The sequence below is a fragment of the Hypericibacter adhaerens genome (assembly GCF_008728835.1).
Lineage (GTDB): Bacteria > Pseudomonadota > Alphaproteobacteria > Dongiales > Dongiaceae > Hypericibacter > Hypericibacter adhaerens.
Genome location: NZ_CP042582.1, coordinates 3,183,575 through 3,198,035, shown reverse-complemented (window position 1 = coordinate 3,198,035; position 14,461 = coordinate 3,183,575). Strand labels below are relative to the sequence as shown.

The following is a 14,461-nucleotide window of genomic DNA, read 5'->3' as shown; positions in this document are numbered from 1 at the left end:
CCCAGCATTCCGGAACCCGGTCCGGCAGGAAGAAAGGGCCTTACCCATGCTTCGAGAGACGTTCGGCAGCCACAAACCGGTCATCGGCATGGTGCATCTGCTGGCCCTGCCGGGATCGCCGCTCTATGACGCCAAGGGCGGGATCGGCGCCATCATCGACGCGGCCGCCGCCGACATCGAGCGCCTGCAAAAAGGCGGCGTCGACGCGGTGATGTTCGGCAACGAGAACGACCGGCCTTATCTGCTCAAGGCGACGCCGCAGAGCCTGGCCGCCATGGCCGCTGTCATCGGCGCCTTGCGCTCCGCCATTGCGCTGCCCTTCGGCGTCGATTACCTGTGGGACCCGGTGGCGACCGTGTCGCTCGCCGCCGCGACGCAGGCGCGCTTCGGGCGCGAGATCATGACGGGCGTGTTCGAATCCGACATGGGGATCTGGCAGCCGGATTGCGCCTCGGCCTTGCGCCTGCGCCACGATCTCGGCCGCGACGACCTGAAGCTCATGTTCAACGTCAATGCCGAGTTCGCCTCGCCGCTGGGCCATCGCTCGGTGGCCCAGCGCGCCAAGAGCGCGGTCTTCTCCTCGCTGGCCGACGTGATCCTGGTCTCGGGCCCCATGACCGGCCAGGCGGCCTCCACCAGCGATCTGCGCGCCGCGAAGGAAGCCGTCGGCGACACGCCGGTCTTCGCCAATACCGGCGTCAATATCGATACGGTCAAGGAGATACTCTCGATCGGCGATGGCTGCATCGTCGGCACCCATTTCAAGGTCGACGGCAAGACCTTCAACCCGGTCGACGGCGACCGGGTCAAACGCTTCATGGATATGGCGAGGAGATCGCGATAGACGCATGGCGGTTCTGCTCGGCCTCGATATCGGCACCACCTCGACGATCGGGATTCTGATCGACAGCGAGGGCGGGACGCTGGCCACGGCGTCGCGGCCGAGCGAGCTCGTCTCGCGGCATGCCACTTGGGCCGAGGAGGATCCCGAGCTCTGGTGGTCGAATGCCTGCGCGGTCACGGCCGAGCTGCTGCAGCGGACGGGGCTCTCGGGCAAGGACGTCGCCGCCGTCGGCGTGACCGGCATGGTGCCGGCGGTCGTTCTGCTCGACCGGAACGGACGGGTGCTGCGCCCCTCCCTGCAGCAGAACGACGCGCGGGCCACCCGAGAGATCGAGGCGATGCAGCGCGCCTTCGAGGCCGAGCGGTTTTTCCGCCTGACGGGCGGCAGCATCAACCAGCAGCTGGTGGCGCCGAAGTTGCGCTGGGTCGAGCGGCACGAGCCCGAGGTCTTTCGGGCCATCGCCACCGTCTTCGGGTCCTACGATTTCATCGCCCATCGCCTGACGGGCCAGCGCGCGGTCGAGCATAACTGGGCGCTGGAATCAGGGCTGATGGATTTCGCGGCGCGGCGTTTCGAGCCGGCGCTGGTGGCGGCGGCCGGGATCGAGCCCGGCCTTCTGCCGCCGATCCGCCAGTCCCACGAGCGGATCGGCGGCGTGACGCCGGCAGCCGCAGCCGCCACCGGCCTCGCGGCGGGAACGCCGGTCGTGGCGGGCTGCGCCGATCATGTGGCGTCGGCCTATGTCGCGGGCGCCTCGGAGGACGGCGATCTCGTGCTCAAGTTCGGGGGCGCGGGCGACATCCTGCTCTCAACCGCCAAGCCGGTCACCGATCCGCGCCTCTTCATCGATTACCACGTCATTCCCGATCACTATTTCAGCAACGGTTGCACGGCGACCGCCGGGAGCCTGCTCAAATGGATCGTGCAGACGCTGGCCGGGGGCGAGGCGCCGAAGGCGCAAGCGGCCGGCCTTTCGATCTATGCCTGGCTCGACCGGCTCGCGGCTACGGTGCCGGCCGGCGCCGAGGGGCTGGTGCTGCTGCCCTATTTCCTGGGCGAGAAGACGCCGCTCCACGATCCCTACGCGCGCGGCACGGTCGTGGGCCTCGGGCTGCATCACGGGCTCGCCCATATCTGGCGGGCGGCGCTCGAAGGCGTGATCTTCGGCTTCCGCCATCATGTCGAGGTGTTCGCCGAGCGAGGTCTTGCGGTCAGGCGCATCTTCGCCTGCGACGGGGGTGCCGCCAGCGATCTCTGGCTGCAGATCGCGGCCGACGCCCTGGGCCGGCCGGTGCAGCGGATCGAGCATCATCCGGGCTCCTGCCTCGGCGCCGCCTATGTCGCGGGCTATGGGGCCGGGTTGGTCCCGTCGTTGGCCGGCGTCAGCCGCTATGTCGCGGGTGGGCGCGTGTTCCAGCCGCAGCCGGCGCTCGCGGCCCTCTATGACCGCCGCTATGGCGATTACCGTGAAACCTATGAACGGTTGAAGACGCTCTATCCGAAGCTGTCACATCCCGGGTGACGGCAGGGCGCCATGCGGATCTGCGTGATCTAGACGGTCGCGCGCGCAAGCTCGCCGCGGTTTGGCGGCAGATGGTCCAGGAACCACTGGCGGGCACGCTCCGTCACCAGCTCGAGGGCGCCCGGCTCCTCGAACAGGTGGGTGGCGCCGGGAACCGTGAGCAGCGATTTCTCGCAGCGCAGCGCCGCCAGGGCTTGCCAGTTCAGCGCCAGAACCTCGCGATCCCGCTCCCCGACGATGAGCAGGGTGGGCGCCTGCACTTTGGGAAGAGCGAGCGGAGCCAGGTCCGGACGCCCGCCGCGCGAAACCACGGCGCCGATCGCCGTACCCAGTTCGGCGGCCGCCGTCAGAGCCGCCGCCGCGCCCGTGCTGGCACCGAAATAGCCGATGCCGAGTCCGCGTCCTTCAGGTCGGGTCTTGAGCCATTCCGTGGCGCCGAGCAACCGGCTGGCGAGCAATCCGATATCGAACACCAGGCGCCGGTCGCGGCTTTCGTCAGGCAGCAGGAGATCGAACAGCAATGTTCCCAACCCTGCATCGCGCAAGGCGGTCGCGACCTGCCGGTTCCGCGGACTGAGGCGGCTGCTGCCGCTGCCATGGGCGAACATCACCAGGCTGGCGGCTCCCGGCGCAATCTCCAGCTCCCCCTCCAGGCCGAAAGGGGGGATGGATACCGAATGCAGCGTGGCGTCAGAGATGATTCATCTCCACTTCCTCGCAGGAGAGCCCCAGCGCCGCCATGCCTTCCTCAAGCTCGTCGCCGAGGTTCGGCGTGCCGATCAGATAGGCGGCGGTGCGGGCATTGTGCGCCTCGCGCGCGGCGGCGAGAGCCTGCTTCCATTCGCTGGCCTCGTAGTCGCCGCGGCCCAGCCAGGTCATCGCCACCAGCTCGATCTGCTCGTCGACATTCAGCCCGTCGATGGCGTCGAAGAGCTCCTGCCGGGTGGGATCGCCCGGGTTGTCCTCCAGCACCTCGCGCTCCTCGTCGTCGCCCGGGTTGGAGCCGTCATCGAGCTCGAGCGGCTCGACCTTGACGTCGAACTCGCGGGCCTTGATGACGATGTAGCAGAGCTTCTCGAGGCTGATCTCGAGCTCGGGCGGTTGTGGCGGCGGCGCGGAGGTCATGAGCGAGCTCCCTTTGCGGACGGTGCGACAGGTATTTTGATAAGCCGAGCATGGCGCCGGAAACTCCGCCTTGACTTGTGTCAAAGCCGGCTCTCTGCCGGAGCCTAGCCCCGCTCCCGCGGCACCCATTGGTCGCCGGCCTTGACATATTGCGTCTTGACCGCGGCCCAGGCGACCCGATGGGCGATCTCCTCGCGGCGGGCGGAGCCGGCATATTCGGCCCAGGCATTGTTGAAGGCTGCCAGATAGATCTCCTGTGCATGGGGCGGCAGATGCCGGCGCACGCTGGGAGGCAGGTCATCGGTCACGACATAAGGCATCGGTTCCTCATGACGGCCCGCTCCCGATCATCCGGGCCAGTCCGACCAGCGCCGCATCGGAATGGGTGATCACCCAGCAGGGGATGGGCGCCAGGTAGGACTGAAACCGGCCTTTGGCCTCGAACTGCTGGCGGAAGCGGGTTTCGCCCAGGCGGTCGGCGAAACGCGGCACGATCCCGCCGGCGATATAGACGCCGCCCTGGGCGCCGAAGGTCAGGGCCAGGTTGCCGGCGACGCTGCCGAGGATCGCGCAGAACATCTCCAGGGCCGCGCGGCAGACCTCGCAGCTTCCCTCGCGCGCGGCGCTCGTGATGGCGGCGGCGTCGCGCGCCGGCACGGTCTTGCCGTCGATCGTGGCGATCGTGTCATGAAGCGCCACCAGGCCGCCGCCGGAGAGGACGCGCTCGATCGACACATGGCCATGGCGGGCGCGCAGCAGGCGGACGACGGCCTCTTGGCGTTCATCCGCGCTGGCGAAGGTCGCATGGCCGCCTTCCGAGGCGATCACGATCTCTTCAGACGCATGCTTGATGAGGGCGGCGACGCCGAGCCCGGTGCCCGGGCCGAAGACGACGGCGGGTGTGCCGGAGACGGCCTCCCCGCCGCCGGCCTGGACGAGGTCGCGGCCGCCCAGGGCGGGAAGCGATCGGGCGACGGCGGCGAAATCGTTCATCATGATAACCGTTCGGAGACCGAGCCGATGCCGGAGGGCATCCCGATCGACGACCCACGGGCTGTTGGTGAGGGCGCAGCGGCCGTTCTCGACCGGTCCGGCGACCGCGAAGGCGGCACCGGCAATGGCGCCGGGACCGCCATGGGAAGACAGGGCCCGCTCGACCGTCGACAGGAAGTCGGGCGTGTCCGCGGTGTGCCGGCGCTCGATCGGCCCGATGGAGCCGCCCTCGGCGAGAGCAAAGCGTGCGTTGGTTCCTCCGATATCGCCTAGCAGGAACGGCTTCAAGATCTGGCTTCCGCTTGCCGTGGGTGATCCGATGGTGGTTGCCGGGGAAGGCGCCGACGGCGAGCCGCGATGACGCCCTGTCTCAGCAGATGAAGCGGAGCCCGCCGCTCGTCAACCCGAGGATCACATCCTTGACACGGAAGACAGGCCTCTCTTCGCCCGCTCATTCCATCGGATCGCCGAGGCTCCCGCAACTTCTCCAGTCTAGGCTATCATGATTCCGGCTGGCCACCTGTCGCCGCTGCAAAGGTTGCGTTCGCGGTGCGGCGAGCGGGCGGGCATGCCGGGAGTCCGGGGGGCGGCCCGGCCCGATCGTTAAACTCGACAAGGCTCCGAGCTGAGAGGAGCGGAAGGATCATCGATGATTGGGTCTCGAGGTCGTCTCTGGATTGCCGCCGGCGCATTCATGGCCGCGACCGCCCCCGCCGCGGCTCAGGCGGCGGATGCCGTCAACGGGCTCCAGCTTTCGCGCCAATGGTGCTCGTCCTGCCATCTGGTGGAGGCCGGCGGCACCGCCCGGGACAGCGCGCCGTCTTTCCCCGGTATCAGCAACGATCCGGCCACGACGCCGCAGCGGCTGCGCGCCTGGCTCGCGGCCCCGCACCCTCCCATGCCGGGCCTGGATATCGCCAAGGCGCAGGAGGACGACATCGTCGCCTACCTGATGAGCCTCAAGTCGCAATAGCGGCGGGAAGCGAAGCGGGGCCGAGCTCCCATGCAATCGCCGGCAGAGTGGGCGGCCTATTATCGGCGTTTGGGGTTCTCCGTCATTCCGTTGCGCCATGGCGACAAGCGCCCCTTGCTGCGCTGGGAACCCTATCAGCGCCGGCCAGCCTCGGACGAAGAGATCGGAGCATGGTTCCGCCGCTGGCCCGATGCCAATCTTGGCGTCGTCACCGGCGCGGTCTCGAACCTGATCGTCCTCGATATCGATCCGGCCCATGGCGGCGAGGAAAGTCTCACGGGGATCGAACGGCAATACGGGCAACTGCCGCCGACGCCCGAAGCGGTCACGGGCGGCGGTGGCCGGCATCTCTATTTCCGCCATCCGGGCGGTGTCGTTCGCAACCGGGCGGCCATGGCGCCGGGGCTCGATCTGCGTGCCGATGGCGGCTATGTGGTTGTGCCGCCTTCCTTGCATCCTTCCGGTCGGCACTACGCCTGGCGCGAGGGCCTACGGCCGGACCAGGCGGTCCTGGCGCCGCCGCCGTCCTGGCTGACGATGGCGGAGCCGGGCGATTCCGGGCGCGTCGGCCATCCGCTGCGCTACTGGCGCAGCATGGTCCGTGGCGGCGTCGAACAAGGGGAGCGCAACAGCCGGATCGCGTCGCTGACGGGCCACCTGCTGTGGCACGAGGTCGATCCGGCGATCGTGCTGGAGCTGATGCTTTGCTGGAACGCTTATCGGTGCCGACCGCCCTTGCCGGAGGACGAGGTCGAGCGCGTGGTGGAGAGTATCCGGCGAACCCACGCCCGTCATGCCGGGGGTGGCGAGGACGAGCCCCGGGGCTGAGAGGCCGGCGGTGCCTGCCGTCGGGCCGGTTCCGACCCCGGGTGATCCCGGAGCCCCTCGGCAATAGCGTGCTTCGGGGCTCCGGGTCACCGGGTTAGCGGGAGCCGTTGGGGGACAGCTTCCGCTCTCAGGTCTGCGATTCGGGGACCAGGGTCCCCTCGTGAGCCAGGGCCTTCTTCGAATGGTCCGCCGCCAGGATCATGTAGACGGCGGGCACGACGAAGAGGGTGAAGAGGGTGCCGATGGCGATGCCGCTCGAGATCACCAGGCCCATGCTGTAGCGGGACATGGCGCCGGCGCCGGTCGCCATCAGGAGCGGGATGACGCCCAGCACCATCGCGGCGGTGGTCATGAGGATGGGGCGCAGGCGGATGCCGGCCGCTTCCTCGATCGCCTCGCGCTTGCTGCGGCCCTCGCGTTGCAGCTCGTTGGCGAACTCCACGATCAGGATGCCGTGCTTGCTGACGAGGCCCATCAGCGTCACCAGCCCGACCTGGGTGTAGATGTTGAGCGTGGCGCCGCCCGTGCCGAGGAAGATGAAGGCGAGGGCGCCCGCCAGCGACATCGGCACCGAGACCAGGATGATCAGCGGGTCGCGGAAGCTCTCGAACTGGGCCGCCAGCGCCAGGAAGATGATGATAAGCGCAAAGGCAAAAGTGACGATGAAGCCGCTCGATTCCTGCACATACTGGCGCGACGGGCCGCCATAATCGATCGAGAAGCCCTGCGGCAGGTTGGTCTTGGCATAGTCCTGCAGGAACTTGACCGTGTCGCCGGTGGTGACGCCGGGGAAGGCCACGCCCTGGATGATCGCGGCGTTGAGCTGCTGGAAGTGGTTCAGCGACTGCGGCACCGTCCTGGTGGTGATGGTGGCGATGGTGGAGAGCGGCACCGTGCTGCCGTCGGCGGCGCGAATATAATAGTTGAGCACCTGATCCGCGTTGAGGCGCGAGGTCTGCTGCACCTGCGGGATCACCTTGTAGGAGCGGCCGTCGAGGCTGAAATAGTTGACATAGCCGCCGCCCAGCATCGAGGCGAGGGCGCCGCCCACGTCGCTCATGGTCAATCCCAGCTGGGCCGCCTTGTCGCGGTCGATCGTCACGGTCGATTGCGGCTTGTCGATCTTGAGATCGGTATCCAGGAACAGGAACTTGCCGCTCTGCATCGCGGCCTGCATGAAGGCCTGCACGACCTCGTTGAGCTGCGCGAAGGATTGGCTGGTGCCGATGACGAACTGGATCGGCAGGCCGATGCCGCCCGGCAGCGCCGGCGGCTGGAAGGCCACGACGTTGGAGCCGGCGATGCCGCTGATCTGGCCCTGGATCGTGTATTGCAGCTCGTTGGCCCCCTTGGTGCGCTCGTCCCAGGGCTTGAGCACCATGCCGGCGATCGACTGGCCCGGCACGTCGAGCTGGAACACATGGTCGGTCTCGGGATGGCCGGCGAAGATCTTGTAGAGCTCGCGCGAGTAGATCTGCCGCTGCTGCAGCGTCGAGTTGGGGGCGCTGGTCGAGGAGGTGATGACGACGCCCTGGTCCTCCTGCGGCGCCAGTTCCGACTTCGAGAAGCTGTAGAAGACATAGATGCTGGCCAGCACCAGAAGCGCGAAGACCACCGTCACCGGCCGGTAGCCCAGGCTGCCATGGAGCAGGCGCTGGTAGGGGCGGCGGACCCGCTCGAACACGCGGTCGATGAAGTCGGATATCCGCTCCTGCCAGCCGCGATTCTCGGTCGAATGGGCCTTCAGCAGCCGCGAGGTCATCATCGGCGTGAGGGTCAAGGCCACGATGGCCGAGACGGTCACGGCGCCGACGAGGGTGAAGGCGAACTCGGTGAAGAGCGCGCCGGTCAGGCCGCCCTGGAAGCCGATCGGCACATAGACGGCGATCAGCACGATGGTCATGGCGATGATCGGCCCGCCCAGCTCGCGCGCACCCCTGATCGCGGCATCGAAGGGCCGCATGCCCTCCTCGATATGCCGGTTGACGTTCTCGACCACGATGATCGCGTCGTCCACCACCAGGCCGATCGCCAGCACGAGGGCCAGCAGCGTCAGCAGGTTGATGGAGAAGCCGAACAGCAGCATCATCGTGAAGGTGCCGACCAGCGACAGCGGGATCGCGATCACCGGAATCACCACCGAGCGCGGGGAGCCCAGGAACAGGAACACCACCATCGTCACGATGATCAGCGCCTCCACGAGCGTGCGGATCACCTCGTGGATCGAGCTGTTCACGAACTTGGTCGAATCGTAGATCACCTTGCCGGTCAGGCCCTGGGGCAGCTGGGCCTGGATGTCCGGGAAGACCTTCATCACGCCGTCGATCACGTCGAGCAGGTTGGCGGCGGGCGCCACCTGGATGCCGATATAGACGGCCTTCTGCCCGTCGAAGCCGACATCGGTATCGTAGTCGTCGGACCCCAGCATGACATGCGCCACGTCGTCGAGGCGGACGATGGCGCCGTTCTCCTGCTTGAGCACGAGCCGCTTGAAGTCCTCGACGGTATGGAGGCTGGTGGCGCCGGTCAGGTCGACCTGGACCATCTGGCCCTTGGTGGTGCCGAGGCCGGAGATATAGTCGTTCTGCGACAGCGCCTTGCTCACGTCGGCGGCGGTCAGGCCATAGGCCGCGAGCTTCTGCGGGTCGAGCCAGGCGCGCAGCGCGAAGTTCTTGGCGCCGATCATCTCGGCGGTCTGGACGCCCGGAACCGACTGCAGCTTGGGCTGCACCACGCGCAGCAGATAGTCCGTGATCTGGTTCGGCGACAGCACGTCGCTGCTGAAGCCGATATACATGGCGTCGATGGTCTCGCCGACCTTCACCGACAGCACCGGCTGCTGCGATTCGGGCGGCAGCTGGTTCAGCACCGAGTTGACCTTGGTGTTGATCTCGGTCAGCGCCTTGTTGGAATCGTAATTGAGCCGGAGATAGGCGGTGATGGTGCTGGCCCCGCTCTGGCTGGTCGAGGTCATGTAGTCGATGCCGTTCGCCTGCGAGATCGCGTTCTCGAGCGGCGTGGTGATGAAGCCTGCCACCACGTCGGGATCGGCGCCGTAATAGGTGGTCGCCACCGTCACGATCGCGTTCTCGGTGCGGGGGAACTGCAGCACGGGCAGCGAGCCCAGCGCGCGCAGCCCCAGCACCAAGATCAGCAGGCTGACCACCATGGCCAGCACCGGCCGGCGGATGAAGATGTCGGTGAATTTCATGATGCGATTGGCACTCGGCTGCTGGCCGGCCTCAGTTGCTGCCGGGGGCGGGCGTGGGATTCGCGTCGGCGCTGGGCGTGACGCTGTTGTTGACCGCCACGGCCGCACCGTTGCGCAGCTTGAGCTGGCCCGCCGTCACCACCGTCTCGCCTTCCTTGACGCCGTCGAGGACGGCGATCAGGTCGCCGCGCGTCTCCCCGGTCTTCACGAAGGTCTGGCGCACCTTGAGCTGCGGTTGCCCGTCGGCGCCGGGCTCGCCCTTGTCCACGATATAGACGGTGTTGCCGTAGGCGTTGAAGGTGATGGCGGTCTGCGGCAGCGTCACATAATGCTCGGGCGCACCCGTCGCGATATCGACGGTCGCATACATGCCCGGCAGCAGCTTGAGGTCCGGGTTCTTGATGGTGGCGCGGACCCGCACATTGCGGCTCGCCGCATCGACCTTGGGCTCGATCGCGGCGATCTCGCCCATGAAGGTCTGGCCGGGATAGGTGTCGACCTTGGCGCTGACCGCCTGGCCGATCCTGATCTGCTCGAGTGCCTGCTGCGGCAGGAAGAAATCGACATAGATCGGATCGAGCGACTGCAGCGTGACCACCGTGGTGCCGGCGGCCAGATACTGGCCGAGATCGACCGCGCGGATGCCGAGCCGCCCGTCGAAGGGCGCGCGGATCACCTTCTTGTCGATCAGCGCCTGCTGCTCGGCGACGTTGGCGCGCGCGGCGTCGAGCTCGGACTTGTCGGCGTCGACGGCCGCCTGGCTGATGGTCTGGGACGGCAGCTGCTTCATGCCGCGCTGATAGGTGATGACCGCCAGGTCCACCACCGCTTGCAGCGACTTGAGCTTGTTGACGTCCTCGTCGTCGCGCAGCTTCACCAGCACGTCGCCGGCCTTCACCTCGTCGCCGGAGTTGAAATTGATCTGCTCGACGATGCCGGCCACCTCGAAGGCGAGGTCGGCGCCGTTGACGGCACGCAGGCTGCCGACGGCCTCGAGCTGCGGCTGCCAGTCGTCATAGGCGGCCACGGTCGTCGAGACGGTCGGCGGCGGAGGCGGCGGCATTTTCGACATCGCCTCGAACTGCTTCATTTTCATGCCGTAAAGGCCGCCGAAGACGGCGGCCACGAGCAGCAGCATGATCGCCATGCGCTTGAACATCGATCGAATTCCCGTATTACCCCGCAAAACCCGCCGGATCGGTCATCCGGCCGGGGACAAGATTTTAAACCCACTGGTCAAAGGAGCCCGCCGGCGCCGATTGCCGCAGGACTTGATTTCAGGAACTAGTAAGTTTCCTATATCTTGTCAATGAGCGGTTGGGAAGAGGCTCGCGGACGCCGGTCCGAAATGTCGCGGCGGTAGCCCTCCGGAAACCGGGTGAATCGGCGGAATCCGGCGTTTCCGGGCTTTCCGCGGGTCAGGTCGAATGCCATAATCCGCCTGCGGCTATTCGCCTGCACAAAAGATAAGCTTTGTGACATCAAAATTTTTCCATTCGGTCTCGAAAGTAGGCAGCGCATGAGAAGCCGCAACGCGGCCCCCGCGGCAAGCCGCAGCCAGGGAAAGAGCCAGGGCGGCTCCAGGAAAAGCGTCTCAGCCCCGCCGCGTCCGCGAGGCCGGCCCCGGGAAATCTCCGAGGACGAGCGCCGCCGGCGCCTGATCGCCGTGGCGGAGAAGGTTTTCGTCGAGCAGGGCTACGGCGCCGCCAGCATGGACGAGATCGCCCAGGACGCGGGCATGTCGAAGAAGACGCTTTATCAGCTCTTCGACACCAAGGAAGCGCTGTTCGCGGCCGTCATCACCGACCGCATGCTGGCGCTGGGCGAGGGGCGGAGCAGAAGGCGGCGGCCATGCCCTTCAAAGAGGCGGTCGTCGACTATCTTTGCGAAGCCAGCCGTTTCATCCTGTCACCGCGCCATGTGGCGCTCCTGCGCGTGCTGATCGGCGAAGCCTGGCGGGCGCCGGGCATGGTGCGGGCCTTCGACGATGCCTGCGCGGGGCGCGGCAAGTCCGTTCTGGCGCGCTGGCTGACCCAGGAAGCCGCCGCCGGGCGGCTCGATCTCGACGATCCCCGCCAGGCCGCCGGCATGCTGTTCGGCATGGTGATCGGCGAGCCCCATCACCGCATGCTGATCGGCGAAGGCCGGCCGCCGAGCCGGTCCGCGATCGAGACCCGCGTGCGCAAGGCCGTGGACATCTTCCTCCAGGGCGCGCAGCGCCGCTGAGCGGCCGTCATCCGCCAACGCATTCGCCCGCGCCGGGATCGCGCCCGGCGGGGCTTCACATCACGAAGGAGAGCGGGATCATGAAGATCGTTGTCGTCGGCGCTACGGGCACCATCGGCAAGGCCGTCGTCAACGCGCTGCAGGATCGTCACGAGATCGTCAAGGTCGGCAAGAAGGGCGGCGACCTCCAGGTGGACATCACGGACACGGATTCGATCCGTGCCCTGTTCAAGAAGGCCGGCCGTTTCGACGCGCTGGTCTCGACGGCCGGCAAGGTCCATTTCGGCGAGCTCGACAAGATGACCGAGAAGGAGTTCGCGGTCGGGCTCAAGGACAAGCTGATGGGCCAGGTCAATCTGGTGCTGATCGGCCGCGATCACATGAACGATGGCGGCTCCTTCACGCTCACGGCCGGCGTGCTGAGCCACGACCCGATCCGCTACGGCGCCTCGGCCAGCCTGGTGAACGGCGCCCTCGAATCCTTCGGCCGCGCGGCCGCGATCGAGATGCCGCGCGGGATCCGCATCAACGTGGTGAGCCCCGGCGTGCTGGTGGAATCGCTGCCGGTGTTCGGCGAGTATTTCCGCGGCCACGAGCCGGTGCCGGGTGCCCGCGTCGCCAATGCCTATCTGAAATCGGTCGAGGGCCGGATGACGGGGCAGGTGCTGACGGTCCTCTAGGACCGTCAGGAGACGCGGGCCAGCGCGCTCTTGTAGGCGAAGCGCGCCTGGAGCAGGCGGCGGATATCGTCGCGCGAGCTGCGGACATGGTGGCGGGCGAGGCCGGCGGCGCGCTCGGCGTTGCCGCCGCAGATCGCATCGACGATCTCGACATGCTCGTCATGCGCCTCGTTCCAATGGTCGAGCCAGAGCAGCTCCATCCAGACGAAATGATGGCAGCGGTCGAGGATGCGGGTCAGCGTATCGGCGAGCTGGTCGTTGCCGCTGGCGCGCGCGATGACATGATGCAGATCGAGGCCGAGCTGGAGCTGCTCGACCATCTGGTCCATCGAGCGCTCCGCCGGAGGAACCAGCGACTGCGAGCGCGCCAGGATCCCGCGCAGCCTGATCTTGTCCTCGGCGCTCGCATTCTCCGCCGCCTGCTCGGCGGCATAGCCGTCGAGCACCTCGCGGATGCCGAAGGATTCCTCGAAGGTCTTGAGGTCGAAGGCGGCGACGAAACAGCCATGGCGCGGGCGGTTGGTGACGAGCCCGTCGCGCTCGAGCCGGTTGAGCGCCTCGCGCAAAGGCGTGCGGCTGACCTTGAGGCGCTCCGCGAGCGCGCTTTCCGTCAGCCGGCTGCCCGGCGCCAGCTCGCCGATCAGGATCATCGCCTTCAGCGCGCCATAGGTGGCTTCCTTGAGGGTCTTGCCACGGGCCGCCTGGGTCGGAAGTTTTTCGACGCTGCCGTCCATCATCCCTGATCCGGAACCTCGAAGGGCCGGGCCGGCGATCGATTCGATCCGCCAACCGAAACCGTACATACTTGTATACAATGAATTCCCCGCCGGCCAGCCCGGATTGCGCGGGCGAGCCCCGCCAAGCCTGGAAAGCGGCTGAAAATCAAGGAGCTGTTGAGGAGGCCGTCGTCGCGTTCCTTGACAGCTCTGCTGTTCGGCACTTAACTACGAAATTGCATACAAAAAAGTATGCCAATAGGCGGCAACGCGTCGACGGGACATGGCACGCGCGATCACGAGGGAGAGAATGAGTTCGGCCTTGCTGCCGACGGCATCGATCGCTCTCTCGCCCGCCAGTCGCCATCGTTCGCTGAACCCGCTCGCCGACCGCTGTTGTCGACGCAGCGCTCATCGCCATCGCCTCCCTCTTCCGATCGCCGGACCTGGCGTCCGGCATGATGCCAATGGCAGATTGGTTTCGCCATTGGCTCCCGCGGCAAGGCCGTATTTGCGCTGGCGATTGCGGCTGGCGCATAGTGCTGTCGAGCCAAGTTGAAACCAATAACCCATTGGTATCGTCTTGCGCCGTAGAGAACGAAGCTTCAGCAAACTGTCCCAATTGCTCAGCACGGGCAGCTATCCGATGCAAAGCCGGCTCCCGCCCGAGCGTGAACTCGCCTCGCAGCTGGGCCTGAGCCGCAGCGCGCTGCGCGAAGGCCTGGAGCTGCTCGAGGCCGAGGGCCGCATCTGGCGGCATGTCGGCAAAGGCACCTTCGTCGGCGAGCGGCCCCTTCATGGCTCGGTCGATCTCAACCTGCTCTCCGAGGTGACGAACCCGGAGGAGGTGATCGAGGTCCGCTTGCTGTTCGAGCCCTTGATCGCGGGCCTCGCCGCCTTGCGCGCGACGCCGGCCGAGATCGCCCATCTCGAGCATCTGCTGGAGAAGAGCGAGGCCGCCCGCGACGCGGTGGCCTGGGAGCGATGGGACACGGCGCTGCACCGGGCGGTGGCGCAGGCCGCGCGCAACAAGCTGTTGCTGGCGATCTTCGATGCCTTCAACGGGATGCGCCGCCAGGCCGCCTGGGGCAAGCTGCGCGGCGAGACCCTTACGCTCGATCGCTTGTCCCTTTACCGCGCCCATCATCGGGAGTATGTCGCGGCCATCGCCGATCGCGACGGACCGCGGGCCGAGCAGGCCATGCGCCGTCATCTGCAAACGGTGCGCGACAATCTGCTGAACGCGTCGGCCGTGCGGCCGGCGCCGGTCGAGCCGGCCGGCGCTCCGATCGCCCAGCCGCGCCACGCAGCCATCGAGAAAAGAATGGGAGGCAATGGATAGA

Annotated in this window: 15 protein-coding genes; 8 read left to right on the top strand and 7 right to left on the bottom strand. The window is 67.1% G+C overall.

Going from position 1 to position 14,461, the window contains the following annotated elements; genetic code table 11:
• Positions 1-46: 46 nt before the first annotated feature.
• Both FRZ61_RS14050 and FRZ61_RS14045 read left to right on the top strand, forming a co-directional pair.
• Positions 47-844, top strand: a complete 798-nt coding sequence (locus FRZ61_RS14050) for a BtpA/SgcQ family protein (RefSeq protein ID WP_151118326.1) — start codon at positions 47-49, stop codon at positions 842-844.
• A gap of 4 nt (positions 845-848) precedes the next feature.
• Entirely contained in the window at positions 849-2,366 is a 1,518-nt protein-coding gene (locus FRZ61_RS14045; protein ID WP_151118325.1) for an FGGY-family carbohydrate kinase, read from the top strand.
• A 29-nt stretch (positions 2,367-2,395) separates the two neighbouring features.
• Here the strand turns inward: FRZ61_RS14045 and FRZ61_RS14040 are convergent, their stop codons facing one another.
• The 4 genes from FRZ61_RS14040 to glk form a co-directional block, all read right to left on the bottom strand.
• Entirely contained in the window at positions 2,396-2,974 is a 579-nt protein-coding gene (locus FRZ61_RS14040; RefSeq protein WP_151120819.1) for a dienelactone hydrolase family protein, read from the bottom strand.
• A gap of 82 nt (positions 2,975-3,056) precedes the next feature.
• Positions 3,057-3,491: a DUF3775 domain-containing protein gene (locus tag FRZ61_RS14035; RefSeq protein WP_151118324.1), complete on the bottom strand. Its 435-nt coding sequence runs from the start codon at positions 3,489-3,491 to the stop codon at positions 3,057-3,059.
• A gap of 104 nt (positions 3,492-3,595) precedes the next feature.
• Positions 3,596-3,799 carry a ChaB family protein gene (locus tag FRZ61_RS14030; RefSeq protein ID WP_225308803.1) on the bottom strand — a complete coding sequence of 68 codons (204 nt, stop codon included), beginning with the start codon at positions 3,797-3,799 and terminating at the stop codon, positions 3,596-3,598.
• 19 nt (positions 3,800-3,818) lie between these two features.
• Entirely contained in the window at positions 3,819-4,772 is a 954-nt protein-coding gene (gene glk, locus FRZ61_RS14025; protein ID WP_191909019.1) for a glucokinase, read from the bottom strand.
• Positions 4,773-5,178: 406 nt separating this feature from the next.
• On the opposite strand from glk, the gene FRZ61_RS14020 reads away from it, so the two are divergent.
• Positions 5,179-5,457 (top strand): c-type cytochrome, encoded by a 279-nt coding sequence (locus FRZ61_RS14020; RefSeq protein WP_151118321.1) that lies wholly within the window; start codon positions 5,179-5,181, stop codon positions 5,455-5,457.
• Between the two features lie 30 nt (positions 5,458-5,487).
• Complete coding sequence (locus FRZ61_RS14015; RefSeq protein WP_151118320.1) at positions 5,488-6,285, top strand: bifunctional DNA primase/polymerase; 798 nt, start codon at positions 5,488-5,490, stop codon at positions 6,283-6,285.
• Between the two features lie 127 nt (positions 6,286-6,412).
• Here the strand turns inward: FRZ61_RS14015 and FRZ61_RS14010 are convergent, their stop codons facing one another.
• Together FRZ61_RS14010 and FRZ61_RS14005 are read right to left on the bottom strand one after the other, a co-directional pair.
• On the bottom strand, positions 6,413-9,496 hold the full coding sequence (locus FRZ61_RS14010; RefSeq protein ID WP_151118319.1) for an efflux RND transporter permease subunit: 3,084 nt from the start codon (positions 9,494-9,496) through the stop codon (positions 6,413-6,415).
• A 31-nt stretch (positions 9,497-9,527) separates the two neighbouring features.
• Positions 9,528-10,655 (bottom strand): efflux RND transporter periplasmic adaptor subunit, encoded by a 1,128-nt coding sequence (locus tag FRZ61_RS14005; protein WP_151118318.1) that lies wholly within the window; start codon positions 10,653-10,655, stop codon positions 9,528-9,530.
• Positions 10,656-11,162: 507 nt separating this feature from the next.
• Between FRZ61_RS14005 and FRZ61_RS14000 the strand changes: the two genes are divergently transcribed.
• The 3 genes from FRZ61_RS14000 to FRZ61_RS13990 all read left to right on the top strand — a co-directional run bounded on the left by FRZ61_RS14000 (position 11,163) and on the right by FRZ61_RS13990 (position 12,402).
• Entirely contained in the window at positions 11,163-11,438 is a 276-nt protein-coding gene (locus FRZ61_RS14000) for a TetR/AcrR family transcriptional regulator (protein ID WP_191909018.1), read from the top strand.
• Positions 11,432-11,722, top strand: a complete 291-nt coding sequence (locus FRZ61_RS13995) for a TetR/AcrR family transcriptional regulator C-terminal domain-containing protein (protein ID WP_263641734.1) — start codon at positions 11,432-11,434, stop codon at positions 11,720-11,722. Before FRZ61_RS14000 ends, FRZ61_RS13995 begins: the two co-directional genes overlap by 7 nt.
• An 80-nt stretch (positions 11,723-11,802) precedes the next feature.
• Positions 11,803-12,402: a short chain dehydrogenase gene (locus FRZ61_RS13990; protein WP_151118315.1), complete on the top strand. Its 600-nt coding sequence runs from the start codon at positions 11,803-11,805 to the stop codon at positions 12,400-12,402.
• Positions 12,403-12,407: 5 nt separating this feature from the next.
• Here FRZ61_RS13990 and FRZ61_RS13985 read toward each other — a convergent pair whose 3' ends face one another.
• Positions 12,408-13,139: a GntR family transcriptional regulator gene (locus FRZ61_RS13985; protein WP_151118314.1), complete on the bottom strand. Its 732-nt coding sequence runs from the start codon at positions 13,137-13,139 to the stop codon at positions 12,408-12,410.
• 625 nt (positions 13,140-13,764) lie between these two features.
• Here FRZ61_RS13985 and FRZ61_RS13980 point away from each other — a divergent pair.
• Positions 13,765-14,460 (top strand): FadR/GntR family transcriptional regulator, encoded by a 696-nt coding sequence (locus tag FRZ61_RS13980; protein WP_151118313.1) that lies wholly within the window; start codon positions 13,765-13,767, stop codon positions 14,458-14,460.
• Position 14,461: the final 1 nt, after the last annotated feature.